General features: G+C 68.9%; 20 protein-coding genes. 14 read left to right on the forward strand and 6 right to left on the reverse strand.

The genetic code is table 11. From position 1 onward, the window contains the following. Window positions 1–86: 86 nt before the first annotated feature. From QBJ89_RS09780 to QBJ89_RS09790, 3 genes are all read left to right on the forward strand, one after another. Entirely contained in the window at window positions 87–524 is a 438-nt protein-coding gene (locus QBJ89_RS09780) for a hypothetical protein (RefSeq protein WP_277980331.1), read from the forward strand. Between the two features lie 99 nt (window positions 525–623). Continuing rightward, on the forward strand, window positions 624–1,454 hold the full coding sequence (locus QBJ89_RS09785) for a ferredoxin--NADP reductase (RefSeq protein WP_277980332.1): 831 nt from the start codon (window positions 624–626) through the stop codon (window positions 1,452–1,454). Between the two features lie 267 nt (window positions 1,455–1,721). Beyond that, on the forward strand, window positions 1,722–2,492 hold the full coding sequence (locus QBJ89_RS09790; protein ID WP_277980333.1) for a class II aldolase/adducin family protein: 771 nt from the start codon (window positions 1,722–1,724) through the stop codon (window positions 2,490–2,492). A 102-nt stretch (window positions 2,493–2,594) separates the two neighbouring features. Here QBJ89_RS09790 and uvsE read toward each other — a convergent pair whose 3' ends face one another. Next, on the reverse strand, window positions 2,595–3,740 hold the full coding sequence (uvsE, locus tag QBJ89_RS09795) for a UV DNA damage repair endonuclease UvsE (RefSeq protein ID WP_277980334.1): 1,146 nt from the start codon (window positions 3,738–3,740) through the stop codon (window positions 2,595–2,597). 242 nt (window positions 3,741–3,982) lie between these two features. Between uvsE and QBJ89_RS09800 the strand changes: the two genes are divergently transcribed. Further along, window positions 3,983–5,086, forward strand: a complete 1,104-nt coding sequence (locus tag QBJ89_RS09800) for an ATP phosphoribosyltransferase regulatory subunit (protein ID WP_277980335.1) — start codon at window positions 3,983–3,985, stop codon at window positions 5,084–5,086. A gap of 22 nt (window positions 5,087–5,108) precedes the next feature. Here QBJ89_RS09800 and QBJ89_RS09805 read toward each other — a convergent pair whose 3' ends face one another. After that, window positions 5,109–6,761 carry a M28 family peptidase gene (locus tag QBJ89_RS09805; RefSeq protein ID WP_277980336.1) on the reverse strand — a complete coding sequence of 551 codons (1,653 nt, stop codon included), beginning with the start codon at window positions 6,759–6,761 and terminating at the stop codon, window positions 5,109–5,111. A gap of 136 nt (window positions 6,762–6,897) precedes the next feature. On the opposite strand from QBJ89_RS09805, the gene pepN reads away from it, so the two are divergent. After that, window positions 6,898–9,492 carry an aminopeptidase N gene (gene pepN, locus QBJ89_RS09810; RefSeq protein ID WP_277980337.1) on the forward strand — a complete coding sequence of 865 codons (2,595 nt, stop codon included), beginning with the start codon at window positions 6,898–6,900 and terminating at the stop codon, window positions 9,490–9,492. Window positions 9,493–9,708: 216 nt separating this feature from the next. Here pepN and ppc read toward each other — a convergent pair whose 3' ends face one another. Next, window positions 9,709–12,390 carry a phosphoenolpyruvate carboxylase gene (gene ppc / locus QBJ89_RS09815; protein WP_277980338.1) on the reverse strand — a complete coding sequence of 894 codons (2,682 nt, stop codon included), beginning with the start codon at window positions 12,388–12,390 and terminating at the stop codon, window positions 9,709–9,711. A 241-nt stretch (window positions 12,391–12,631) separates the two neighbouring features. On the opposite strand from ppc, the gene QBJ89_RS09820 reads away from it, so the two are divergent. The 3 genes from QBJ89_RS09820 (at window position 12,632) to QBJ89_RS09830 (ending at window position 14,685) form a co-directional block, all read left to right on the forward strand. Next, the gene (locus QBJ89_RS09820) at window positions 12,632–12,811 is read left to right on the forward strand and encodes a hypothetical protein (protein WP_277980339.1); all 180 of its coding nucleotides are present in this window, start codon (window positions 12,632–12,634) and stop codon (window positions 12,809–12,811) included. An 81-nt stretch (window positions 12,812–12,892) separates the two neighbouring features. Beyond that, window positions 12,893–13,714 (forward strand): hypothetical protein, encoded by an 822-nt coding sequence (locus QBJ89_RS09825; protein ID WP_277980340.1) that lies wholly within the window; start codon window positions 12,893–12,895, stop codon window positions 13,712–13,714. Further along, entirely contained in the window at window positions 13,711–14,685 is a 975-nt protein-coding gene (locus QBJ89_RS09830) for a hypothetical protein (protein ID WP_277980341.1), read from the forward strand. The genes QBJ89_RS09825 and QBJ89_RS09830 overlap by 4 nt, the downstream gene beginning before the upstream one ends. A gap of 52 nt (window positions 14,686–14,737) precedes the next feature. On the opposite strand, the gene QBJ89_RS09835 is transcribed toward QBJ89_RS09830, so the two are convergent. Beyond that, window positions 14,738–16,258: a CpaF family protein gene (locus QBJ89_RS09835; RefSeq protein ID WP_277980342.1), complete on the reverse strand. Its 1,521-nt coding sequence runs from the start codon at window positions 16,256–16,258 to the stop codon at window positions 14,738–14,740. A 367-nt stretch (window positions 16,259–16,625) separates the two neighbouring features. Then, a complete protein-coding gene (locus QBJ89_RS09840) occupies window positions 16,626–17,504 on the reverse strand; it encodes an Ada metal-binding domain-containing protein (RefSeq protein WP_277980343.1) in 879 nt (292 codons plus the stop codon). A gap of 430 nt (window positions 17,505–17,934) precedes the next feature. Between QBJ89_RS09840 and QBJ89_RS09845 the strand changes: the two genes are divergently transcribed. The 6 genes from QBJ89_RS09845 (at window position 17,935) to QBJ89_RS09870 (ending at window position 23,454) form a co-directional block, all read left to right on the forward strand. After that, the gene (locus QBJ89_RS09845) at window positions 17,935–18,504 is read left to right on the forward strand and encodes a F0F1 ATP synthase subunit delta (RefSeq protein WP_183919373.1); all 570 of its coding nucleotides are present in this window, start codon (window positions 17,935–17,937) and stop codon (window positions 18,502–18,504) included. A 5-nt stretch (window positions 18,505–18,509) separates the two neighbouring features. After that, the gene (gene atpA / locus QBJ89_RS09850) at window positions 18,510–20,039 is read left to right on the forward strand and encodes a F0F1 ATP synthase subunit alpha (protein ID WP_277980344.1); all 1,530 of its coding nucleotides are present in this window, start codon (window positions 18,510–18,512) and stop codon (window positions 20,037–20,039) included. Window positions 20,040–20,133: 94 nt separating this feature from the next. Beyond that, entirely contained in the window at window positions 20,134–21,012 is an 879-nt protein-coding gene (locus QBJ89_RS09855; protein ID WP_277980345.1) for a F0F1 ATP synthase subunit gamma, read from the forward strand. Window positions 21,013–21,115: 103 nt separating this feature from the next. Next, window positions 21,116–22,603, forward strand: coding sequence for a F0F1 ATP synthase subunit beta (gene atpD, locus QBJ89_RS09860; RefSeq protein ID WP_277980346.1), 1,488 nt, complete (start codon window positions 21,116–21,118; stop codon window positions 22,601–22,603). Between the two features lie 133 nt (window positions 22,604–22,736). Continuing rightward, window positions 22,737–23,117 carry a hypothetical protein gene (locus tag QBJ89_RS09865; protein WP_277980347.1) on the forward strand — a complete coding sequence of 127 codons (381 nt, stop codon included), beginning with the start codon at window positions 22,737–22,739 and terminating at the stop codon, window positions 23,115–23,117. A gap of 85 nt (window positions 23,118–23,202) precedes the next feature. Further along, complete coding sequence (locus QBJ89_RS09870; RefSeq protein WP_277980348.1) at window positions 23,203–23,454, forward strand: ATP synthase F1 subunit epsilon; 252 nt, start codon at window positions 23,203–23,205, stop codon at window positions 23,452–23,454. A 19-nt stretch (window positions 23,455–23,473) separates the two neighbouring features. On the opposite strand, the gene QBJ89_RS09875 is transcribed toward QBJ89_RS09870, so the two are convergent. Further along, complete coding sequence (locus QBJ89_RS09875) at window positions 23,474–25,645, reverse strand: primosomal protein N' (protein WP_277980442.1); 2,172 nt, start codon at window positions 25,643–25,645, stop codon at window positions 23,474–23,476. Window positions 25,646–25,866 lie beyond the last annotated feature (221 nt).

Genomic DNA, 25,866 nt, shown 5'->3' on the forward strand with positions numbered 1-25,866 from the left:
CCCGCTCGCTGGAGGATGACCGTGGCCCCTTGCCCCTTCCTCAATGGATGGCTATTGCGAGTTAATAGCAAATCAGAGAGGTGACGATGTACCGCTTCCTCGATCGGCCGCTCGACCAGCTAGACGAGCACCTCCACTTCCTTGTCAGCGCGATGCGTCACTGGACGATGGTGACGCGCAGCGGTCGCTGCGCCTGCCGCGCGCTGGCGCCGGCGTTCGCCTGGCGCGGGGTGAGCGCGGCGCTGCCCGATTTCGCCGCGGCGATGGGGACCTTCGACCGTGAGGGAAAGCGCTGGCTCCGCTTCGGCGCCGCGACCGCGCGGGCGGTGAGCGACGACGAAGCGGTGCTGCTCGCGCTGGTCGACTCGGCGATGCGCGGCGAGCGCGATGCGGCGCGACGGATCGCGGCGACGCTCGTGACCGAGCCCGCGCTGGCGCGTACCGTCACCGCGATCGAGTGGGTGGCGCTGCGCTTCCTCCAGGCGCCGCTGGCGCAGCGCGACAATGCGCCGAGACAAGCCTGACCGCACGCGCCCCAAGCCGACCTATGGTTGACCCTGCGCGTCACGGGCCATAATGCGCCCCATTCGCACGACATTCCCCGTTCTCAGACCGGATCGCCGATGACCGACCTCCGCGCGCCAGTGCTTATCCCCGAATCCACCGCCTTCCACAGCGTGGCGGTCACCTGGGTGCGTCACTGGAACGAGCATCTGTTCAGCTTCGCGGTCGAGCGCCCCGCCTCGTTCCGCTTCCGCTCGGGCGAGTTCGTGATGATTGGCCTGCCCGGCGTCGAGGGGGAGGACGGCAAGGCCGCCAAGCCGGTGATGCGCGCCTATTCGATCGCCAGCCCGGCCTGGGCGGAGGAGCTGGAATTCCTGTCGATTAAGGTGCCCGAGGGACCGCTGACCGGGCGACTGCAGCAGATCGAGCCCGGCGATCAGGTCTATCTCGGCAAGAAGCCGACCGGCACGTTGGTGCTCGACGCGCTGCTCGGCGGGCGGCGGCTGTTCCTGCTGTCGACCGGCACCGGGCTGGCGCCGTTCCTCAGCGTGGCGCGTGACCCCGACGTGTATGAGCGGTTCGACGAGGTAGTGGTGGTCCACGGCGTCCGCCGCGTCGACGACCTCGCCTGGCGCGAGATGCTCGAAGCGCGGCTGGCGGAGGATCCGTTGGTGTCGGAGCAGGCGGCGGCGCAGTTCCGCTATCTGCCGACAGTGACCCGCGAGGTTTTCCCGGTGCAGGCGCGCATCCCCGCGCTGATCGAGGATGGGCGGCTGTTCGACGGGCTCGGCGGCGAACCCAGCTTCGATCCGGAGAACGACCGGGTGATGCTGTGCGGCTCCACCGCGATGATCCGCGAGGTAGCCGGCATGCTCGAGCAACGCGGGATGATTGAGGGCTCGAACGCCAACCCCGGCCAGTTCGTGATCGAGCGCGCCTTCGTCGACTGAGCGGGCGGGGCGGCCGGCTTTCGGTCACGTAGCTTTCCAGCTTCGTCACCCCGGACCGTTGGACGAGCCCGCGCGAGCCTTGGTCCGGGACTTACCGTGCCGCATGCTCCTCGGCCGAGTTGCTCGGAAATGAGGGGAACCGGCCTTCGCCGGGGTGACGCCACTAGGCGGGTCGTAATGGGTACATAACGGCGTCTGCTCGCCACCGCACGCTGGCGACTCCGCCGCGCTTCCTCTACCCTCGCGCGAAAATAGAGGAGAGAGGCGATGGCGACGCTCGCGTCGGTGGACACTGCGGCCTATGCGCCCGGCGAGTGGGAGGCGCGGGTCGATCTCGCCGCCGCCTACCGGCTGGTGGCGCTGTACGGCTGGGACGACCTGATCTTCACCCATCTGTCGGCGCGCGTGCCCGGGGCCGAGCATCATTTCCTGATCAACCCGTACGACATGATGTTCGAGGAGATCACCGCCTCGACATTGGTCAAGATCGACGTCGACGGCCAGCCGGTCGGCCGCTCGGACCATCCGGTCAACCCGGCGGGCTTCACCATCCACTCCGCGATCCATATGGCGCGCGACGACGCACACGCGGTGATGCACCTCCATACGCCGCACGGTCAGGCGGTGTCGGCGATGGCGTGCGGGCTGCTGCCCCACACCCAGACCGCGATGATCGCGAGCCACGACGTCGCCTACCACGATTATGAGGGCATCGCGACCGACCTCGCCGAGCGCGAGCGGCTCGTCGCGGACCTCGGTGGCAAGAACGCGATGATCCTGCGCAACCACGGCACGCTGGCGGTGGGCGGCTCGGTGGCGGCCTGTTTCCTGCGGCTCTACTTCCTCGAGCGCGCGTGCCAGGCGCAGGTGCACATGCTCGCGGCGGGGCGCGACGGGCTCAACCCGCCGCCCGACGGGGTCGAGGAGAAGGTGGCGCATCAGGCCAGTCCCGCGGGCATGGGGATGGTGGCGCAGGCGCTCGCCTGGCCTGCGCTGCTGCGCAAGCTCGATCGGGTGAGCCCGGGGTACAGGGACTGACCTTATGTTCCCCGGCGAAGGCCGGGGTCCAGCTGGGAGGGCCGAGGTGAGTCTCGCGAACGTTCTCCGGCGGGGCCCCGGCTTTCGCCGGGGAACAGCACATCACGCCTCGCCCTCGTCCACATCGGGCGCCTCGTCCGCCGCCGCGCCGCCGCTCTCCAGCGCGGCCTCGTCCGCCGCAAGCGCGTCGGCGTCGGCCGCGGTGATGCCGAAGCGCGCCGCCACGTCGGGGGCATAGCGCAGCAGGTCGGGGCGCAGCTTGAGGAGGCTGACGTCCTTGGCCTTGCCCTCCATCATCACGTCGAACACCAGCCCCTCCGCGGTGCGCATGAAGGTGGCGAACTCGAACGGGTTGGTGAAGTCGGCGTGGCCGGTCCACACCGGTGGACGCAGCACCGTCTTGACGCGCGCGCCCGCCTTGACCGGCGCCTTGACCAGCTCGCCCTTTCGCACCGTCTTGCCGCTCGCGCGCTGCTTGGCGGTGATCTTCTGCTTGATCTCGCGCATCTCGGTGCGTGGCGAGGAAAAGTGGATCTTCGGCCGCACGCCGGTCGGCCAGGTCGCGAGAAAGCGCTCCAGCGTCTCGCGCATGTCCAGCCCCTCGGGGTTGAGGCACCAGAAATGCTGATAATCGAAGATCAGCCGCACCCCGCAGCGCTCGTGGATCCACAAAGCGTCGGCGGCGGAGAAGCGCAGGTCGTCGTTTTCGAGCACGATTCGCTGCTGCACATGCTCGGGGCAGCGCTCCCACCCGCGCAGCCAGCGCTCCCGGCTGGCGGCATGGTCGTCGTAGACACCGCCGACGTGAGTCACCATCACTGCTTCCTCGTCCAGCCCCATGCGGTCGAGCATCTCGGCCTGTGACGACAGGTCCCAGATCGACTTGGCGGTGAGTGCGTCGTCGGGGCTGTTGAGCAGCACATATTGCGACGGGTGGAACGACAGCCGAATGCCGAGCGCGCGCGCCTTGGCACCGAAGGCGGCGAGCTCGGCGTCGCTCTCGCGCACCATGTCGTGGAACTGCGGCATGTCCGGATGCGTGGCATAGGGCGCCAGATCGGACGAGAGCCGGTACATGTCGAGCCGCTCGCTGGCGAGATAGTCGAGCACCTGGTCGACCTGCTCGAGCGAGCATTTCAGATGCGGATTGGCCTGCCAGCGGCGCGTGTCGCCGCTCTTGAGGCCGGGCTTGCCCATTACCTTGACCGGGAAGCCGAGGCGGAGCGGGTGATCGGAAGGCGTGGGCATGGCGGGGTAACGCCGCGGGGCGCGCGCGGGTGCCGCGATTTCTCAACCACTTGCGGGCGCGGCGCGGGCGTGCGCGCCGGCGAGGTTGACGGCGGCGCGCGCAGCGATCAATCGGGCGGCGACCGGCGGACAGCAGGGCTCGAGGCGCGCGGCCATCGGGTGCGCCGCCGCAACGCGAACGGGACGATGACGATGACGCCTCACCCCTGCCTCCTCGTGGCGGACGAGCGGAAGCGTCGCGCGTGACGGCGCTGCTGCCCGAGGGGCTGCGCGACCGCCTGCCGCCCGTCGCCGACGCCGCCGCGGCGCTCGAGGCGCGCGTGCTCGGCGCGATCCAAGCGCACGGCTATGAGCGCGTCGATCCGCCGCTCGCCGAGTTCGCCGAGGGGCTGGGCTCGCGGCTCAAGGCCGGCGCGCTGCAGGACGCGGTGCGCTTCGTCGACCCGGTGTCGCAGCGCACGCTGGCAATCCGGCCGGACCTCACCGCGCAGGTGGCCCGGATCGCGGCGACGCGGATGGGGCACCACCCGCGGCCGGTGCGGCTGAGCTACGCCGGGGCGGTGCTCAAGCTGCGCGCCAGCCAGCTCGCCCCCGCGCGCGAGACGCGGCAGATCGGCGCCGAATTGTTCGGGCTCGACACCGTCGCCGCGGCGCAGGAGGTGGTAATTGTGGCGATCGAGGCGGTTGCCGCGGCGGGCGTGGCGCGACCCTCGATCGATTTCACTTTGCCCGATCTGGTCGACACGCTGGCGGCGGGCGCGCTGCCGGTCGCCTCCGAGAAGCTCGACTTGCTGCGCCAGCGGCTCGACGCCAAGGACGCGGGCGCGGTCGCCGAGCTGGCGCCCGACTATCTGCCGCTGGTCGCCGCGGCGGGGCCGTTCGATCAGGCGCTGGCGCGGCTGCGCGAGTTCGACCGCGACGGCGCGCTGGGATCACGGCTCGACGCGCTCGCCGCGATCGCGCGTGCGGTGGACGGGCGCGCGGTGCTGACGCTCGACCCGACCGAGCGGCACGGCTTCGAATATCAGAGCTGGCTCGGCTTCTCGCTCTTCACCGGCACCTCGGCGGCGGAGGTCGGCCGCGGCGGCACCTACACGGTGGTGCATGAGGGCGGCGCGGAGGAGGCGGCAACCGGCTTCTCGCTGTTCGCGGACCGGCTGATCGGCGACCAGCCCGCGGGCGAGCGCCGCCGGCTGTTTCTGCCGTTCGGCACGCCGCCGGCGGAGGGTGCGGCGATGCGGGCGCAGGGTTGGGTCACCGTCGCGGCGCTGGAGCCGGGCGACACGCCCGAGGCCCAGGTCTGCACCCACCTCTACGCCGAGCGCGCGGCGCGGCCGCTCGACTGAGCGCCGCGCCCGCCGCGGCGGCTCATTGTGCCGCCATCGGGCCCTTGAACAACAGGCCGAAATAATCGCCCTTGTTCCAGCGCGGCCGGTCGGCGGCGTCGGCAATCTCGCGCGCGATGCGGTAATTGGCGTCGACGAAGCGGACCCCCTGGTCCCACAGGATCGGCTGCGACAGATCGTCGCACGGCTTGTGGTAGCAATTGCCCATGAAGTCGGCGACCGCGGCCTTGCCCGGCCCCTTCTGCCCCGGCCACAGGAAGACCGAGGGCACGCCCTTCTGCACGAAGCGGAAATGGTCCGAGCGGACGAAGATCGCCTCCTCCGGCATCGGATCCGGCGAGAGGCCGACGCCGATCGCGCCGACCGCGCGCGCGATGATCGGTCCGAGCGACGAACGGTCGCCGCCGAACACCACCATGTCCTCGAACTTATAGGTCAGGATCGGCATGTCGAGGTTCACGTCGGCGACGATGTCGGCGATCGGCACGGTCGGGTGATTGGTGAAATAGTCGCTGCCGACGAGCCCCTTCTCCTCGGCCGTCACGGCGAGGAACAGCACCGATCGCTTCGGCGGCGGCGCCTGCTTGAAGCGCTTGGCGGCCTCGATCAGGCTGGCGATGCCGATCGCGTCGTCGAGCGCGCCGTTGTAGATCGTATCGCCCTTCACCGCCTTGCCGACGCCGACGTGATCGAGGTGCGCCGACAGCACCACGGTCTCGCGTCCGACGCTCGGGTCGGTGCCGGGGATCATGCCGATGACGTTGCTGCTCGGCAATGCGCGGAAGCCGGTCGCGCTCTGCACGGTGAGCATGCCGGCGGCGGTGATCGGGCGCGCGCGCAGCACCTTCTTCCTCGCCGCCCGCGCCATCGTCGCCCAGTCGCGCCCGAAGAGCTTGGCCGCGCCCGCGGTGGAGAGCGTGCCGAGCAGCGGGACCAAGGGAGACGCGGTGCTGCCGGTGCCGTCGGGCAGTGCCCAGGTCACCCGCTCCGAGTCGTAGCCCTTCTTCACCGTGTCGAACCCCGGCGCGCCGCGCCCCGGCGAGCGCAGATCGGCGATCGCGACCGCTCCCACCGCGCCGTGCGCCGCGGCGGCGGCCAGCCGCGCGGGCGCGCCGCTCAGCGTCGCCGCGATCTCGCTCGGCAGCCCCGCGGGCACGCCGCCGACATAAGCGACGATCTTGCCGCGCACGTCGACGCCGGCGTAATCGTCGATGCCATAGGCGCTCGCCGACAGGCCGTAGCCGACATAGACCACCGGCGCCGACACGCGCGTCGTCTTGGCGGCTGGGTTGGCGGTGGGCACGTAATCGGTGCCGAACGCCAGCTTCTGCGGCGCGCCAGCGGTCGGCGCCCAGCTGAATGCGCCCTGGTCCGCGATTTTATAGGCGGTCAGCGGAACTTTCTGGAGGTAGCCTGCGTCGTCACCCATCGGCTTGAGACCGGCGGCGTAAAACTGGGACGCGACATATTGCGCGGCGATGTCATACTCGCCGCTGCCCGCCTCGCGCCCGCGCATCGCGTCCGAGGCGAGGAACATCACGTGCGCCTTCATCGCTGCCTGGTCGGCGGGCAGCGGGGCGTTGCGCGCGGCCGGCGTCGCAGCGGGGGCGGGGGTCTGGGCGGTGGCGACGGTGGCGCAGGCGAGCAGCAGCGGGGTGACGATACGACGGTACATCGGCGACCTTCGGCAATTGGAAGGAATCGCCGTAGCTTAGCTTTTCTCGTCGTGCACCTGCCGATTGGCCCGGTGCGGCGGAGACGAAGGCCGCTTTCCCATGGAACCAGCGCGGCGCCCGATTATAGTCAACCCCATGGACGCACGCCTCCCCGCCGCCGCACCCCTTGTCACCTATCGCCGCGACTATCAGGCGCCCGCCTGGCTCGTCCCCGAGGTCGCGCTCGACTTCGCACTGGACCCGACGCTCACGCGTGTCCGCGCGCGCCTGACCGTTGTGCGCAACGGCACGCACGCCCTGCCGCTGCGGCTCGACGGCGCGGGGCAGGTGCCGCTCGCGGTGACGGTCGACGGCGCGCCGTCCGAGGGCTGGACGATCGAGGGCGAACAGCTCGTCGTAGCGCTCGCGGGCGACCGTCACGTGATCGAGACCGAGGTGGAGATCGCGCCCGATCGCAACACCCAGCTGATGGGGCTGTACGCCTCGGGCGGGATCCTGTGCACGCAGTGCGAGGCCGAGGGCTTCCGCCGCATCACGTATTTCCCCGACCGGCCCGACGTGCTCGCCACCTATCGGGTGCGGATGAGCGCCGACCGGCGCCGCTTCCCGGTGCTGCTCGCCAACGGCGACCCCATCGCCGAGGGCGAGGGCGCCGACGAAACGCACTGGGCCGAGTGGCACGATCCCTATCCCAAGCCCTCCTACCTCTTCGCGCTGGTGGCGGGTGACCTGGCGGTCAACCGTGACACCTTCACCACGCGCTCGGGGCGTGAGGTGGCGCTTGGCATCTGGGTCCGCGCCGCCGATCTGCCCAAGACCGCGCACGCGCTCGACGCGCTGAAGCTCTCGATGGCGTGGGACGAGCGTGTCTACGGCCGCGAGTACGACCTCGACGTGTTCAACATCGTCGCGGTCGACGACTTCAACTTCGGCGCGATGGAGAACAAGGGACTTAACATCTTCAACAGCCGCTACATCCTCGCTGACCCCGACACCGCCACCGATTACGATTATGACGCCGTCGCCGCGGTGGTGGCGCACGAATATTTCCACAATTGGTCGGGCAATCGCGTCACCTGCCGCGACTGGTTCCAGCTGAGCCTCAAGGAAGGCTTCACCGTATACCGCGACCAGTCGTTCAGTGCCGACCAGGGTTCCGCCGCGGTGAAGCGAATCGAGGACGTGCGCGGGCTGCGTGCGGCGCAATTCCCCGAGGACGCGGGCCCGCTCGCCCACCCGGTGCGGCCCGAGAGCTACATCGAGATCAGCAACTTCTACACCGCGACCATCTACAACAAGGGCGCCGAGCTGATCCGCATGCTGGCGACCATGCTGGGCGACGCTGCCTTCCGCGCGGGTGCCGACCGGTACTTCGACCGCCACGACGGCACTGCCGCGACCTGCGAGGACTTCGTCCGCTGCATGGAGGAGGCGAGCGGCGTCGATCTCGTGCAGTTCCGCCTGTGGTACAGTCAGGCGGGCACGCCGCGCGTCTCCGCTACGATCGAGCATGAGCCCGGCAGCGGCCGCGCGCTGCTCCACCTCGCGCAGAAGGTGCCCGACACGCCCGGCCAGAGCGGCAAGGCGTCGCAGGTGCTGCCGCTGCGGATGCGGCTGTTCGGCAGCGCCAGCGGCCAGCCGCTCGGCGCCGAGCGGCTGGTGCTGCTGCGTGACGCGGCGGAGAGCATCACCTTCGAGGACGTGACCGAGCGGCCGATCGTGTCGCTCAATCGTGGCTTCTCCGCGCCGGTGATCATCGAGAGCGATCGCAGCGCCGCGGACCTCGCCTTCCTCGCGCGCCACGACGACGATTCCTTCGCGCGCTACGAGGCGATGCAGCAGCTCATGCTCGACACGTTGGTAGCGGCTACCGTCGAGGGTGAGGCCAATCATCGCGCCGTGGTCGAGGCGGTGGCGGACACGCTCGACGATCCCACGCTCGACCGCGCCTTCGTCGCCGAGGCGGTGCTGCTGCCATCAGAGAATTTTATCGGCGACCAGCTCGCCACGGTCGACCCCGAGGCGGTCTTCACCGCGCGGGAGGCGCTGCGGCGTACGCTCGCGCGTGCGCTCGACCAGCGCTGGCGCGCCGCCTGCGACCTCGGCGAGCGCGCGCCTTACGCTTACACACCGGCGGCCAAGGGCGTGCGGCGCTTACGCAATGTCGCGCTCCACTATCTCCAGGCGGGTGGCGCGGCGGACGCGTCGGCGCTGGCCTGGGCGCAGTTCGCGGCAGCGGACAACATGACCGATCGACAGGGCGCGCTCACCGCGCTGGCGAGCGGCCACTCCGATGAGCGCGATGCCGCGCTGGCGGCCTTCTACGCGCGCTACGCCGACAACCCGCTGGTGCTCGACAAATGGTTCCAGACGCAGGCGCTGGCCTCGCGCGACGACACGCCCGCACTGGTCGCCGAGCTGGCGCGCCACCCCGACTTCTCGCTCGCCAACCCCAACCGCGCGCGCGCGCTGATCGGCGCCTTCGCGGTCAACCAGCGCGCCTTCCATATCGTCGGCGGAGCAGGCTATCGCTGGCTGGCGGACCAGCTGCTCGCGCTCGACCCGCTCAACCCGCAGACCTCGGCGCGGCTGCTGCCCCCGCTCGGCCGCTGGCGCCGCTTCGACCCGCCCCGCGCGGCGCTGATGCGCGCCGAGCTGGAGCGGATCGTCGCGACGCCCGGGATCAGCAAGGACTTGTTCGAACAGGCGTCGAAGAGTTTGGAGGGGTAGGGGCCGCTACGGGGGCGGCTAGGACGTGGTTCATGTTACGTCCAACCGCCTCATACCGACCACCCGCATCCCCGTGGCGGCGGGGATCCAGACGCGCGTGCCCTCGAAAGAGCCGCGACGACAGCGTGCATGGGTCGCTGCCTTCGCGGGGATGACATCGGTAGGAGGAGGCGATCTGGGCGAGGAACGGGCGGCAGAAAGGATGCCTCCCACCCCTCACCCCGAGTTGCGCAGCGCCGTCGCGATCGCGTTGATCGACAGCAGGATGCCCTGACGCACACGCTCGTCGCCTTCGCCGGCGCGGTGGCGCTTCATCAGCTCGATCTGGAGCAGGTTGAGCGGCTCGATATAGGGCAGCCGCAACCGGATCGAGGCGTCGAGCGCCGGATGTTTCTCGAGCAGATGCGACTGCGCGGTGACGTCGAGCAATCCGTCGTGGGTCTGCTGCCAGCCGTCGCGGATGCGGCCGAAGACCGAGTCGCGCAGCCCGGCGTCCTCGACCAGCCCGGCGTAGCGCGCGGCGATCCCCATGTCCGACTTGGCGAGCACCATCTCCATATTGGCCAGCGTCGCGGCGAACAGCGGCCAGCCCTGCGCCATCTCGCGCAGCAACGCGCGGTCCTCGAACGCGGCGATCGCCTGTCCGACGCCGTACCAGCCCGGCAGCATCACGCGCGCCTGCGCCCAGCTGAATACCCAGGGGATTGCGCGCAGGTCCTCGATCGCGTCGGACTGTTTGCGGCTGGCAGGACGGCTGCCGATCTTGAGCCCGGCGATTTCGGCGATCGGGGTCATCTGGCGGAAGAAGGTGCGGAAGCCCTCGGTCTCGTAGACCAGCCCGCGATAGGCGCGGAAAGCGGCGTCAGAGAGCCGGTCCATCGCCGCGGCGAAGCTGGCATTGTCGCTGTTGGAGAGCTGCTCGGGCTCGAGGCTGGCGAGCAAGGTGGCCGAGGCCATCGCCTCCAGGTTTGTGGTGGCGCTTTCGCGAGTGCCGTATTTGCCCGCGATCACCTCGCCCTGCTCGGTGATGCGGATGCGGCCCTGCACCGTTCCCGCGGGCTGCGCGCGGATCGCGGCGAAGCTGGAGCCGCCGCCGCGCCCGACCGCACCGCCGCGGCCGTGGAACAGCTGCATGCCCACCCCAGCGGCATCGAACACCGGCTTCAGCGCGGTCGAGGCGCGCGACAGCTGCCAGGTCGAGGTGAGATAGCCGCCGTCCTTGTTGCTGTCGGAATAGCCGATCATCACTTCTTGATGCCCGCGCGCGCGCGCGATGTCGCGCACCTCGGGAATGGCGAACCACTCGGTCATGATCGCGGGCGCGGCCTCGAGATCCTCGATCGTCTCGAACAAGGGCACCGCCATCACCGCGGCGCTCGCAAGCGCGCCGTCTGCCGCGGGACGGTATAGGCCGACCTCCTTGAGCAGCAGGTGGACCTCGAGCAGGTCCGACACCGACTTGGTCATCGACACGATATACTGCCGGATGCACGCCGCGCCGTAGGTGGCATGCGCCTCGGCGGCGGCCTGGACGATCGCCAGTTCGGACGCGGTCTCGTCCGAATAGGCGGTGAAGCGGCTGGTCAGCGGGCGTGGCGTGGCCAACTCCTGGCGCAGCAGCATCACGCGCGCGTCCTCGTCGAGCGCGGTGTAATCGGCGCAGACGCCGGCGCCGCGCAGCATCTCGGCGACGACCTTCTCGTGCACCGCGCTGTTCTGGCGCAGGTCGAGCGTGGCGAGGTGGAAGCCGAACACCTCGACCGCGCGGATCAGCCGCCCGATCGCCCCGCCGGTGCCGAGCAGCCCGGCGCCCTCGGCCGAGAGCGGGCGCGCGATCGTCTTGAGATCGGCGCGCAGCGCGGCGGGGTCGGGATAGGGCTCGCCGCGCAGCGTGCCGGGGCGCGGCGCGGGTTCGCCGGTGAGCTTCTGATAGGTCGCCGCGGTCCGGGCGTAGATGCCGCTGATGGCACGGCGATAAGGCTCGTCGCTGCGCGTCTCCGAGGTGTCGCCGCTCGCCTCGGCCAGGGCGAGCACGCCCTCGTCGACCGCGCCATGGTCGGAAGAGATCGACAGCTCGGCGCCCATCGCGTGGAGCTGGTCGAGATAATAGCCCAACACCGCGCGGGAGGCGCGCGCGAGCGCGGCACGCAGGCTGTCCGCGGTGACGAAGGGGTTGCCGTCGCGGTCGCCGCCGATCCAGCTGCCCGGGCGCAGGAAGGCGGGCACGCGCGCGCCCAGCGCACGATCCCAGCGCTGGTAGAGCGCGGGGATCACGGGCAGGAAGACGTCGCGCAGGTAGCTGAGCGCAGTCTCCACCTCGTCGGTGACGTAGAGCCGTTCGCGCCGCAGCACGCGGGTCTGCCATAACAGCGCGACCTGGCGCACGATCGCCTCGTCGACTTGGTCGCCCTCGGGCGTGGCGTCGACGCCGCGGTCGCGCAGCGCCATCAGCTGCGCGATGCGGTTGCGGTGATCGATCATGCTCTTGCGCCGCACCTCGGTGGGATGAGCCGTGAGCACCGGCGCGATCAGCGCGCGATCAAGCAGGGCGAGCACCTGGTCGCGGTCAACCCCGGCCTCGGCCAGTCGGCCGAGCGCGGCGGCGACGTCGGCGCCTTCTTCGGCGGCGATCCCCTGCCGGTCCTCGGCGAGATTGGCGAGCATCGAGAACAGCATGAAGCCGCGCACGAAGTCGAGCGTCTCGTCGAGGTCGAGCGCGCCGAGCCCGACGTCGGGCGAGCCCTGGCCGTTGCCGCGGTGGCGCTCCACCGAGGCGGAGCGGATCGCCTCGGTACGCTCGTAGAGCGTCTCGCCCCCGTAAGCGCGGATGACGTCGCCCAGCACGCGGCCGAGGTAGCGGACGTCGGGATTGTTGGTGATGGGGGGGAGCGTGGCCATGGCGCGATGCTGCGTCGCGGCAGGCGCGGGGTCAACCGGGTACCGGCATCATGGAGCTATGACCGCGATGATTGCATCGATCAAACGCCATGCAGCACTGCAAATTTGAAGATCGTCAATAATCCGAAAAGCTTAGTGACAAGTTTGGCCGCGTTAAGCCATCCTTGTAATAGAAAAAATAATCCGTCGAAGGCAGAATACCTTTGCCGACGATGAGTCGGTTTCATTCTCGGAGAAGACGATGGCAGAGCCATCTCTGTCCGGCAAAAATGAGCCTATTCAAGAATTAAGCGAAGAAGAGAAAGTGATGGTGGCGGGTGGAGATCCGGATGGCGCGATCTATTCGACGCCAACTGGAAATACCGGCAACTGGTATACCCCCAATGACGGTGGGCGCGGAATCCACAGCGACGATCCCTAATTTTTCTCGCCGGCTCGCGTGCGGGCCGCCTACCGCTATCGGGAATTTATGGCACTGCTACCATCTGCCGCTATACTCTTCATGCTCGCGACGAGCGGAGCAGCGCGGCCCCTCACGCCTTCTGTCGGACGCGTCGATGATCCGCAGGTCTGCGCCTCTCTCCTCGGCACCGAGGAGTTGGCGGAGCGCGCGCCGCGATTCATAATCGTCGGTGAGATCCATGGCACCGACCAGATTCCACGCCTCTTCGGAGACATCGCCTGCGTTGTTGCTACGCGGCGCTCCGTGGTTGTCGCGCTCGAGTTCGACGAACGGACCGACGTGGACGTCGCGCGATACCTTGCCTCTTCCGGCGACGATGCGGCTGCCGAGCGACTGCTGCGATCCGACATCTGGGCGCGAGACATGGCGGACGGTCGATCGAGCATCGCGATGTTGACGTTGCTGCGCCGCTTGCGCGACTGGCGCGCTGCCGGCCGATCGATCGAGGTGCATGGGACGCAGCCGCGAGCCAGCGGCCGTCTCGACCAACATTATTATGAGCTGGCGATGGCGGATCGCTGGGCAAGTCTTGCAGACACCCACCCGAACAGCGTCGTGCTGATCCTGGTGGGGAGCTTACACGCGCATCTGGTACGTCAGCCGGGTATGATGTTCGCGCCCGCCGCCAGCCATCTTCCCGCCGCAGACGTCTTGTCGCTCCAGTCAGAGCCTGCCGCCGGTAGCGCGTGGAACTGTCAGCAAGATGGTTGCGGCCCTCATCCACTCTCAGGCAAGGGCACACATAAGTCGGCCTATGTTCGCGCCCTGCCGACGATCACCGATGGCTTCAACGGCGTCTTCTCCGTAGGTACCTGTCTGACAGCCTCTCCGCCGGCGATCGGGCCGGTGAGCGCCCGATGATAGGGCAGCGCGCGCGGCTCCATATCCTTGGCTCGCCCGGTGATCCTCACATCAGAGGCGTCACCGCTGAGCTGCTAACTAAGGGAGTGACGTGCCTCGTCTACTCACCGGTATCGGACGAGGAAGGAGCTCGTCTCCCATCGGTCCGCCTTACGGAGGCGAGCGGCATAGCCGTTCCGGTTGAGCCTAAGGACTGGTGGTGGCTCAGGAGCAAGCATCGGACGATCCGCTATCGCTCGGCGGACGATCAGCGCCGCAGCTTCGAGGCCACAACGCGGCGCGATGTCGCGCTGTCGCTGATCGCCGGCCGTGGTTGCGGCTGCTTCAACAATGAGTGGCGCGGGTTACCCGACAAGCTGACCCAGCTAGATGTCGCACGCTCGCTCGGCTTCGCAGTCCCGGACACGCTTGTCTCGTGTGACAAGGCTGAGATCATCGCGTTCATCCAGGCTTTCGGTCGATTGATCGTAAAACCCTTCAGTATGAGCTTCGCTCCGGCTTACGGCAGCGACGATGCGACGCTTATAAGCATCATGGCCAATCTGGTGACGGTCGCGGAGATCTCCGCCGCCAGTGATGAGCAAGTGGCATCCTTCCCGGCGATCTACCAAGCGTATATCGAGAAATCGCACGAGCTGAGGGTCGTTGCGTTCGGCGACGCGTGCCTGGGCTTTCAGATCGACTCGCAAGCGTCGCCTCGCTCTATGATCGACTGGCGGCGCGCCGAAAGGTTGCCCGGAATTGTCGGTCGCGAGCCTGTCCCGCTCTCGCCGGAGATACAAGACTTCACGAGCGCCTTCCTGCGCAGGTCTCATCTGCACAGCGGTGTGTTCGATTTTGCGGTAACACCTGACGGCAAGACGGTCTTCTTCGAGTGCAATCCATCGGGCCAGTGGGCCGAGCTAGATGGAACGCATGGTTCGGTCACTCGCCTTTTCGCAGATGGTTTCGAGAGCCTTCTCTCGTCCTGATCTCGGGCCAAAGCCGCAAAACGCGCCGCGTTAGTAGCGATAGCACAGCGCGTTACAGGCACGCCTCCAGATACGCCTGGTCGAAGCCGAACTGCTTGGCCTTGTCGAACGTGTAGGGGCGCAGCCCCATCGATCGATACTCGCCGATGATCTTGCCGTCCGCGCTCTCGTCGAGATACTCGAACTTGAACAGCTCCTGCGTCACGATCACCGGCCCCTCCATGCCGATCACCTCGGTGATGTTGGTGACGCGGCGCGAGCCGTCGCGCAGGCGCTTGACCTGGATGATCATGTCGACGGAGTCGGCGATCTGGCGGCTGATTGCTTCCTTGGGCACCTTGATGTCCGACATCATCACCATGTTCTCCATGCGCGCCAGCGCCTCACGCGGCGAGTTGGAGTGGAGCGTACACATCGACCCGTCATGGCCGGTGTTCATCGCGGCGAGCATGTCGAAACACTCGCTGCCGCGGATCTCGCCCAGGATGATGCGATCGGGGCGCATACGCAGTGCGTTCTTGACGAGATCGCGGATCGAGATCTCGCCCTGGCCCTCGAGGTTGGCCGGGCGGGTCTCGAGCGGCAGCCAGTGCGGCTGCTGGAGCCGCAGCTCGGCGGCGTCCTCGATCGTCAGCACACGCTCGCCCGGGTCGATCATCTTCGACAGCGCGTTGAGCATCGTCGTCTTGCCCGAGCCGGTGCCGCCCGAGATCACGACGTTGAAGCGGCACGCCCCCGCGATCTTGAGCGCGGTCGCCATCTTCGCCGACATGCTGCCGAAGCCCGCCATCATGTCGAGCGTGATCGGCTTGGCGGAGAACTTGCGGATCGAGATGGCGGTGCCGCGCAGGCTGAGCGGCGGCACGATCACGTTGACGCGGCTGCCGTCCTTGAGGCGGGCGTCGGCCAAAGGCGTGGTCTGGTCGACGCGGCGTCCGACCGAGTTGCAGATCCGCTGCGCGATCTGGAAGAGGTGCTCCTCGTCGCGGAACTGGATGTTGGCCAGCTCCAGCTTGCCCTTGCGCTCGACGAAGGTCTGGTCGGGGCCGTTGACCATGATGTCGCTGATGTCGGCGTCGGCGAGGAGCTCCTCGAGCGGCCCGAGCCCGAGCAGCTCGTCGACCAGCACCTTCTCCAGCGCGAACTGCTCGCGGCGGTTGAGCGTCAGCTTCAATTCGGCGAGCACCTCGCCGATGATCGGGCGGAACTCTTCGGCGAGCTCGTCCTTGCCGAGCGTCGCGGCGGCCTCGGGGTCGACTCGTTCGAGCAGGCGCGGCAGCACCTGCTCCTTGATCCGGTGGATCGAGGCCTCGAAGCCCTCCATCCGGCTCGCGCCGGCGTCGCCGCTGGCGTTCTGGCGGTCGGCGAGTCGCTGCATCGCGTCGACGGTGCCTTGCGGGATCAGCGACAAGTCGCCCTCGCCGGGGAGCGCGAGCGCGAGCGCGTCGGCGGCGGGAAAAGCTTCGATCTCGGGGCGCGCGAGTGGATTGGCCTGCATCGGCCGCGCCACGCCGAAGCCGCCGCGCGCGCCTGTCGTCCCCATTCCGCCATTGCGGCGCCCGAACGCGTTCATCGACCCGGTATCCTCGAAAGTCCGGCATTCGAGCTAAGCGAGAAGCCTTTATAATCGCCTAACCACGGGTCCACCGGCGTGAGCCGGCCGGGCCTGTGCTCCGGCGCAGGCCGGGGCTCAGTCAAGAGGACCGCCCGCAGGAGCTCCCCTTCGCCGGGATCGTTGCGGAGCTCCTGTTCGTGCTCCTGCGCCCGCAGGAGCCCGGTGTCGCGCGCACCAGAAGGCATGGTTTCGCCTGGCTCCGGATTGCGGCTCTCGCCGAGACACGGTGGCGCAGCGCGCAATTCGAGCGATGTCGCAATGATCCCCAGGGAGGGCCGAAGTTTCTGGCCCTGGGCTCGTGCGTGCGCAGGAGCACAAGAGCAGATCAGTCCGTCGCCCGCCCCGCCGCCCGCACCGCCGCGAGGAACAGGGCCCGCCGCTGTGTCTGCGTCAGCGCGGCGTCGAGCGGCACCGCCGCCGCCTCCAGCCAACGCAGCGCGCGCGCCCGCTCGCCCGCGTCCGCCTCCACCAGCGTCGCCGCAGGCAGCAACGCCACCAGCGCGTCGATGCGTTCGTCCAGCGCGACATGGCACAAGCCGCGCCCGGTCTGCGCCACCAGCAGCGCTCCGAGCGGCGTCGACACCTCACACCAAGCGACTCGCTCACCCGCACCTCCGCTCGCCCAGGCGGCGGGCGCCATGCCGAGCGCGGCGGCGTCGGCGTAGAAGCGGCTCGGCGCGGCATAGCCGGCGGCGTAGATCGCGGCGGTGACGTTGCCCTCGGCGCGCAGCGCCGCGGCGGCGCGCGCCGCGCGTTGGTCACGGGCGTAGGCGGCGGGGGAGAGGCCGGTGGCGCGGGTGAACAGCCGCTGGAAGTGATGCGGCGCGTAGCCGACCGACGCGGCGAGGGCGGCAAGCGAAAGGGGGCGCTCGGCGTGGTCGAGCAGTGTGAGCGCGCGCGTCACCGCGGTCGCCTCGCGCGTGGCGTCGTCGGGCAGGCAGCGGCGGCAGGCGCGATACCCTGCCGCGCGCGCGGCGGGACCGTCGGCCAGGAAGCCGACGTGCTCGCGTCGGGGCCGTCGCGCCGCGCAGCTCGGCCGGCAATAAATGCGGGTCGAGCTGACGGTGACGACGAAGCGGCCGTCATAGGCGCGATCGCGGCGGACGAAGGCGGCCCAGGCGGCGTCGGGGTCGATGCGAGCGGGAGTGACCGCGACGGTGGATGAGGTGCCGGTGCGGCCCGCTTGGTCGCCGTCGTGCACCACGAGTTTCTCGTCACCCCGGCTTTGGTCCGGGTCCCTCCGTGTCGCATACGGCTCGGTTTCGGGGTGCGCGGACCGGTGGATCCCGGACCACGTCCGGGACGACGGAATGTCACAGGGGAGGGGCGCCGTGTCGGTCATCGGCCATCTCGCTTGCCTCGGCGTCGCGGCGGTATTGGCACTTACCGGGCCGCGACCATTACCCGCTGACCTATACGCCACCGCGCCCCTTATCGCATCCCACGGCTTGCGCTCGAACCCTCACGCCGCCGCGCACGCCGTTGATCATGTTCAACACCGCGCCGGCCCGCTCCGGTTGCATCCCCGGCAACCCTTTGCTACGCGCGCCGCTGTCCCAAGCGAAGGCGCCGTCGCGCGCCACCCGGTCGCATGGGTTCGACACCCTTGGGTTTATGCGAGGAAAGTGGATCGCGTGGAGAGTTCCAGCGGTAATCAGGGCAGCAGCATCCAGGCCAGCCTCGGCGGGCGCTATGCGAGTGCGCTGTTCGATCTGGCGGTGGAAGCCAAGGCGGTCGATCAGGTCGAGCGCAGCCTCGCTGCGGTACGCGATGCGCTCGCCGAATCGGCCGACTTTCGCGCGCTGATCGCCTCCCCCGTGGTGGCGCGCCGCGATGCGGTGCGCGCGGTGGTCGCGGCGGCTGACGCGATCGGCGTCGATGCCACGACGCGCAGCTTCCTGGGCGTACTCGCGGAGAATCGCCGGCTGTCGCAGCTGCCGCAGATCATCCGGGCCTTCCGCACCTTCGCGGCGCGTCACCGCGGCGAGACCACCGCCGAAGTGACCAGCGCGCACCCGCTCTCCGCCGAGCAGGTCGACGAACTCAAGCAGCAGCTCCGCCGCCGCGTCGGCCGCGAGGTGTCGGTCGACCTCGAGGTCGATCCGGCGATCCTCGGCGGACTCGTCGTCCGCATCGGCTCCCAGATGATCGATTCCTCGATCCGTACCCGTTTGAATGCGCTCGCCAGCGCGATGAAGGGCTAACCACAATGGATATCCGCGCCGCAGAAATCTCGAAGGTCATCAAGGACCAGATCGCCAATTTCGGCACCGAGGCCCAGGTGTCCGAGACCGGCCAGGTGCTCAGCGTCGGTGACGGCATCGCGCGCATCTACGGGCTCGACAACGTCCAGGCCGGCGAGATGGTCGAATTCGCGAACGGCGTGCAGGGCATGGCGCTCAATCTCGAGGCCGACAATGTCGGCGTCGTGATCTTCGGGTCGGACTCGGAGATCAAAGAGGGGGACGTCGTCCGCCGCACCGGCACCATCGTCGACGTGCCCGTCGGCAAGGGCCTGCTCGGCCGCGTGGTCGACGGACTCGGTAATCCGATCGACGGCAAGGGCCCGATCGTCGCCGAGAAGCGCAGCCGCGTCGAGGTCAAGGCGCCCGGCATCATCCCGCGCAAGTCGGTGCACGAGCCGGTGCAGACCGGGCTCAAGGCGATCGACGCGCTGGTGCCGGTCGGGCGCGGCCAGCGCGAGCTGATCATCGGTGACCGCCAGACCGGCAAGTCGGCGATCGCGATCGACACGTTCATCAACCAAAAGCAGGCAAACGCCGGCACCGACGAGTCGAAGAAGCTCTACTGCGTCTATGTTGCGGTCGGCCAGAAGCGTTCGACCGTCGCGCAGCTCGTCCGCACGCTCGAAGAGAACGGCGCGATGGACTATTCCATCGTCGTCGCCGCGACCGCGTCGGACCCGGCACCGCTGCAGTTCCTCGCGCCCTACACCGGCACCGCGATGGGCGAGTATTTTCGTGACAACGGCATGCACGCCGTGATCGTGTTCGACGACCTGTCGAAGCAGGCGGTGGCCTATCGCCAGATGTCGCTGCTGCTGCGCCGTCCGCCGGGCCGCGAAGCCTATCCCGGTGACGTCTTCTATCTCCACTCGCGCCTGCTCGAGCGCGCCGCGAAGATGAACGACGCCAACGGCAACGGCTCACTCACCGCGCTGCCGATCATCGAGACTCAGGCGGGTGACGTCTCGGCGTACATCCCGACCAACGTGATCTCGATCACCGACGGTCAGATCTTCCTCGAGACGGACCTGTTCTTCGCGGGCATCCGCCCCGCGATCAACGTCGGCCTGTCGGTCAGCCGCGTCGGCGGCGCCGCGCAGACCAAGGCGATGAAGAAGGTGTCGGGCTCGATCAAGCTGGAGCTGGCGCAGTATCGCGAGATGGCGGCGTTCGCGCAGTTCGGCTCGGACCTCGACGCCTCGACCCAGAAGCTGCTCAACCGCGGCGCGCGGCTGACCGAGCTGCTCAAGCAGCCGCAATTCTCGCCGATGCCGTTCGAGGAGCAGACCGCGTCGATCTACGCCGGCACCAACGGCTATCTCGATCGCGTACCGGTTGCCGACGTGACCCGCTACGAGGCGGCGATGCTGGCGTTCCTGCGCAACGAGCATGCCGACGTGCTGGGTGCGATCCGCGACTCGCGCGAGCTGGGCAAGGACACCGAGGGCAAGCTCAAGAGCGCGCTCGACCAGTTCGCGAAGACCTTCGCCTGACGCGCGCTCCTGCTCAGGCAGGAGCCCAGCGCCACCCGCGGCGCGCTAAGTAACCCTGGGCTCCTGCGTTCGCAGGAGCATGAGAAGGCAGGAAATGGCGTCACTCAAGGCCCTCAAGATCCGCATCGGCTCGGTCAAGTCGACGCAGAAGATCACCAAGGCGATGAAGATGGTCGCCGCCGCCAAGCTGCGTCGTGCGCAGGAGGCGGCGATCGCCGGCCGACCGTATGCCGAGCGGCTCGAGGGCGTGGTCGCCAGCCTGGCGCGCAACGTCGGCGTCGGCGCCTCGCCGCTGCTGGCGGGCACGGGCAAGGACCAGGTGCATCTGCTGGTGGTCGCCACCTCGGAGCGCGGGCTCGCGGGCGCGTTCAACACCAACATCGTCCGCGCCGCGCGCCGCAAGGCCGAGGAGCTGGAGGCCGCGGGCAAGACCGTGATCTTCTATCTCGCCGGCAAGAAGGGGCGCGTGCTGCGCCGCTTCTACCCGCAGGCGATCAAGGCCGACCATGACCTGTCGACGGTGAAGACCGTCGCGTTCGGCGACGCCAAGGCGATCGCGGACGATCTGATCACGCGCTACACCGCGGGCGAGTTCGACGTCGCTCACCTGTTCTACGCCAAGTTCCAGTCGGCGCTCGTCCAGCTGCCGGTCGGTCAGCAGATCATCCCGGTCGCCATCCCCGATCGCGGCGAGCCCAGGCTGGCCAACGCGGGTGAGTCCACGGTGGAATATGAGCCGAGCGAGGAGGCGATCCTCGCCGACCTGCTGCCGCGCAACGTCGCGATCCAGATCTTCCGCGCTATGCTGGAGAATGCCGCGTCCGAGCAGGGCAGCCGCATGACCGCGATGGACAATGCCACGCGCAATGCGGGCGACATGATCAAGCGGCTGAGCATCCAGTACAACCGCGCGCGCCAGGCGGCGATCACCACCGAGCTGGTGGAGATCATCTCGGGCGCGGAGGCGCTGTGACCCGGCGGGTGACCCGCACCACCACCATAAAGGAGCGGCTGTCGGCCGTGACCTTCACCCGCTCCGCGCCTACATCGGGGCAGACGAACCAAGGAAAGATGTGATGGCAACCCTCGCCGAAGACATTCGCCCGACCAACGGGAGCACCGGATCGGGCAGCAACAACGTCGGCCGCATCAGCCAGGTGATCGGCGCGGTGGTCGACGTTCATTTCGACAACAACCTGCCCGCGATCCTTTCGGCGCTGGAGACGAGCAACAACGGCCAGCGGCTGGTGCTCGAGGTCGCGCAGCATCTCGGCGAGAACACCGTTCGCACCATCGCGATGGACTCGACCGAAGGTCTCACCCGCGGCCAGAACGTTACCGACACCGGCAGCCAGATCCAGGTACCGGTCGGGCCAGCGACGCTCGGTCGTATCATGAACGTCATCGGTGAGCCGATCGACGAGCGCGGGCCAGTGCAGACCGAGCTGCGAGCGCCGATCCATGCGGCGGCGCCACTGTTCGTCGACCAATCGACCGAGAGCGCGATCCTCGTCACCGGCATCAAGGTGATCGACCTGCTCGCGCCCTACGCCAAGGGCGGCAAGATCGGCCTGTTCGGCGGCGCCGGCGTCGGCAAGACGGTGCTGATTCAGGAGCTGATCAACAACATCGCCAAGGGCCATGGCGGCACCTCGGTGTTCGCGGGCGTCGGCGAGCGCACCCGCGAGGGCAACGACCTGTATCATGAGTTCCTCGACGCGGGCGTGATCGCCAAGGATGCCGACGGCAACGCGATCAGCGAGGGCTCGAAGGTGGCGTTGGTCTATGGCCAGATGAACGAGCCGCCGGGCGCGCGGGCGCGTGTCGCGCTGTCGGGCCTGGCGATTGCGGAGTATTTCCGCGATCAGGAAGGGCAGGACGTGCTCTTCTTCGTCGACAACATCTTCCGCTTCACGCAGGCGGGCGCGGAAGTGTCGGCGCTGCTGGGTCGTATTCCGTCGGCAGTCGGCTATCAGCCGACGCTGTCGACCGACATGGGTGCGCTGCAGGAGCGCATCACCTCGACCAACAAGGGTTCGATCACCTCGGTGCAAGCCGTCTACGTGCCCGCGGACGATCTGACCGATCCGGCGCCGGCGACCTCCTTCGCGCACCTTGATGCGACGACCGTGCTCAACCGCGCGATCTCCGAGCTGGGGATCTATCCGGCGGTGGACCCGCTCGACTCGACCAGCCGCGTGCTGGAGCCGCGCACCGTCGGGCAAGATCACTATGAGACCGCGCGGGCGGTGCAGGCGACCTTGCAGAAGTACAAGTCGCTGCAGGACATCATCGCGATCCTCGGCATGGACGAGCTGTCCGAGGAGGACAAGCTGACGGTCAGCCGGGCGCGCAAGATCCAGCGCTTCCTGTCGCAGCCGTTCCACGTCGCCGAGGTGTTCACCAACATCCCGGGCAAGTTCGTCCAGCTCGACGACACGATCCGCTCGTTCAAGGCGGTGGTGAACGGCGAATATGACCATCTGCCCGAGGCCGCCTTCTACATGGTGGGCGGCATCGACGAGGCGGTCGCCAAAGCGGAGAAGCTGGCGCAGGACGCCTGATCGACTCGGGTTCGGTGTCCGGCTACTCCAGGGTGGTATGGGCATCGACACGCTCTCGATCGCGAAGGACCTGCGCGCGGCAGCGCTGCCGCAGGACCAGGCCGAGGCCATCGCCGCGGCGATCGGTCGCGCGATGATCGAGGGCGCGGCGACGAGGGCTGACCTGGATCGGCTCGGTGAGCGGATCGACGCTCGCTTCGAGCAGGAGGCGGCCCGGATCGACGCTCGCTTCGACCAGGAGGCCGCCCGGATCGACGCTCGCTTCGATCGAGAGGCCGCCCGGGTCGATGCGCGCTTCGCTCGGGTGGACGCTCGCTTCGATCAGATCGAGGCGCGACTCGAGGAGGCAGACGTCAAAGTCGACGCGCGCTTGATGCAGGTCGCCACCGATCTCCGCCTTGTCGAGGAGCGCATGACCGCCCGGATCGAATCGGCCAAGACTCAGCTGCTGATCTGGCTCGTCGGCGCGATTTTCGCCGCTACCGGTGTGCTGATCGCGGTGCTGAAGCTGTGATCGACTAGCCCTGCGCCGCCACCCGTGCGAAGTCGCCCGCGCGCCTCGGCCTCATCCCTTCCACGCCGTTCAGGATATCAGACCTATGCTGCACTTCGAACTCGTCACCCCCGAACGCCTGATCCGCTCGGATGAGGTGCATATGGTCACGGTGCCCGGCACCGACGGCGACTTCGCCGTGCTCGAGGGGCACGCGCCCTTCATGTCGACGATCCGCGATGGCGACGTGCTGGTGCAGAAGGCACCGGGCGCCGCGCCCGAGACAATCGCGATCCGCGGCGGCTTCGCCGAGGTCAACGCCAAGGGACTGACCGTACTCGCCGAGCACGCCGGCTGAGTCCCGCCGCCGGCGCGTCTCATAGGAAGCTGTACGGATCGACGTCCACCGCGACCCGCACCTTCGCCGGCCAGTCGAGCGCACCCAGCCAGGCGCGGATCACGTCCTGCACGTCCATGCCGCGGCGCGCGTGGACCAGCAGGCGGAAGCGGTGCCGCCCGCGCAGCATCGCCAGCGGCGCCGGGGCGGGGCCGTACACCGCCATGCCCTCGACCTCGGGCGCGTGGCGCCCGATCAGCCGCGCCACCTCGTGCGCCGCGGCCTGCTCCTCGCTCGAGACGATGATCGCGGCATAGCGGCCGTACGGCGGCGCCCCTGCGTCCTGCCGCGCCTCGGTCTCGGCGGCGTAGAAGGCGTCGGCGTCGCCCGTCACCAGCGCCCGCATCACCTGCGCCTTGGGGCTGTGCGTCTGGATGAACACCTGCCCCTTCTTCGCGCCGCGCCCGGCGCGACCGGAGACCTGGCGGATCTGCTGGAACGTCCGCTCGGCCGCACGCAGGTCGCCGCCGTCGAGCCCGAGATCGGCGTCGACCACCCCGACCAGGGTGAGGTTGGGAAAGTGATAGCCCTTGGTCACCAATTGCGTGCCCACGACGATGTCGATCGCGCCTTCCTCCATCCGGGCGACGAACTCGGCGGCCTTCGCGGGCGACCAGATCGTGTCCGACGTCACCACCGCGGCGCGCGCCTCGGGGAACAGCGCCGCGACCTCGTCGGCGATCCGCTCGACCCCGGGACCGCACGCCACCAACGTGTCCTCGTTGCTGCACTCGGGACAGAGCCGCGGCACCGGCTCGACATGGCCGCAGTGATGGCAGGCGAGGCGGCGCGTGAGCCGGTGCTCGACCATCCAGGCGGTGCAGTTCGGGCATTGAAAGCGGTGGCCGCAGGTGCGGCACAACGTCAGCGGCGCGTAGCCGCGGCGGTTGAGGAAGAGCAGTGACTGCTCGCCGCGCGCCAGTGTGTCGCGCAGCGCCTCGACCAATCGCGGGCTGAGCCAACGGCCGCGTTCGGGCGGCTCCTCGATCAGGTCGATCGCGGCGATCGACGGCATTTCCGCCACGCCGTAGCGGCCGGGCAACTTGACCTCGGCATAGGTGCCGAGCGCGACCTGATGGCGCGTCTCGATCGCGGGCGTGGCGGAGGCGAGGACCACCGGGCAGTGCTCGAACAGCCCGCGCATCACCGCCACGTCGCGCGCGTGGTAATGGACGCCGTCTTCCTGCTTGAAGCTGGTCTCATGCGCCTCGTCGACCACGATCAGGCCCAGCTCGGCGTACGGCAGGAACAGGGCCGAGCGCGCGCCCACCGTCACCTTGGCCTCGCCGCTCGCCACCGCGCGCCAAGCGCGGCGCCGCTGTGTCGCGCGCAGCCCCGAGTGCCATGCCACCGGCTCGCAGCCGAAGCGGTCGTGGAAGCGCTTGAGGAAGGGCTCGGTCAGCGCGATTTCAGGGAGCAGCACCAGCACCTGCTGGCCCGCCCGAAGCGCGGCCGCGACCGCCTCGAAATAGACCTCGGTCTTGCCCGACCCGGTGACGCCGTCGAGCAGGATCGGTTGGAACGCGGCGGCCTCGACCGCGCCGACCAGCGTCGCGGCCGCTTCGCGTTGTTCGGGTGAGAGCGCGGGCGGCGCGTGCTCGGGATCGGGCAGCGGATAGGGGCTGTCGATCCCGACCTCGATGGCCTCGATCGCGCCGCTCTTGACCAGCCCGCGGATCACCGCGTCGCTCACCTCGGCGATCGACGCCAGCTCGCGTATCAGACCTTGGCGGTCACCGATCCGCTCGAGCGCCTGCGCGCGCTGCGGCGTCAGCCGGTCGGGCACCGCGCCGGTGGCGCGATACTCGACCGCGCTGCGTGCCCCCTCCAGCGCCGCGCTGGAGGAGAGCGTCATGCGCGCCACCGCCGCGGGAGGCGCGAGATAATAGTCCGCGGTCCATTCGATCAGCCGGCGCAGCGACGCGCGCAGCGGCGGCACGTCAGCGACGGCGAGCAAATTGCGCAGCCGGTTGTCGCCGACCTCGGCGTCGGACGGCATCCGCTCGGGCTCCCACACCACGCCCAGCAGCTGGCGCGGTCCGAGCGGCGCGACCACGATCGAGCCCGGCTCGACCGCCAGTTCGCGCGGCACGCGATAGTCGAGCGGGCCGAGCGCGGAGTTGAGGACGAGGACGCGCGCGCGGGAAGACATGCGCGCCATATGGGGCAGGGCGGAGTCGGCGGGAAGAGCGGCGCGCGACGGCTTGGAACCGCCGCCCGTCGGCGCCGCTTTGGGCAGCATGGCACGTGACGATCATAACGGGGAAGCGCAGGCCGCCGTCGCGCTGATCGTGAGTCGCGTCCTCGCCAACGGGCGGAGGACGATTTTCGCGCTTGGTCCGAGCGGGTTGATCGCAGCGCCGCGGCGGCGTC

Origin of the sequence: Sphingomonas phyllosphaerae, from assembly GCF_029623345.1 — a bacterium.
Lineage (GTDB): Bacteria > Pseudomonadota > Alphaproteobacteria > Sphingomonadales > Sphingomonadaceae > Sphingomonas > Sphingomonas phyllosphaerae_C.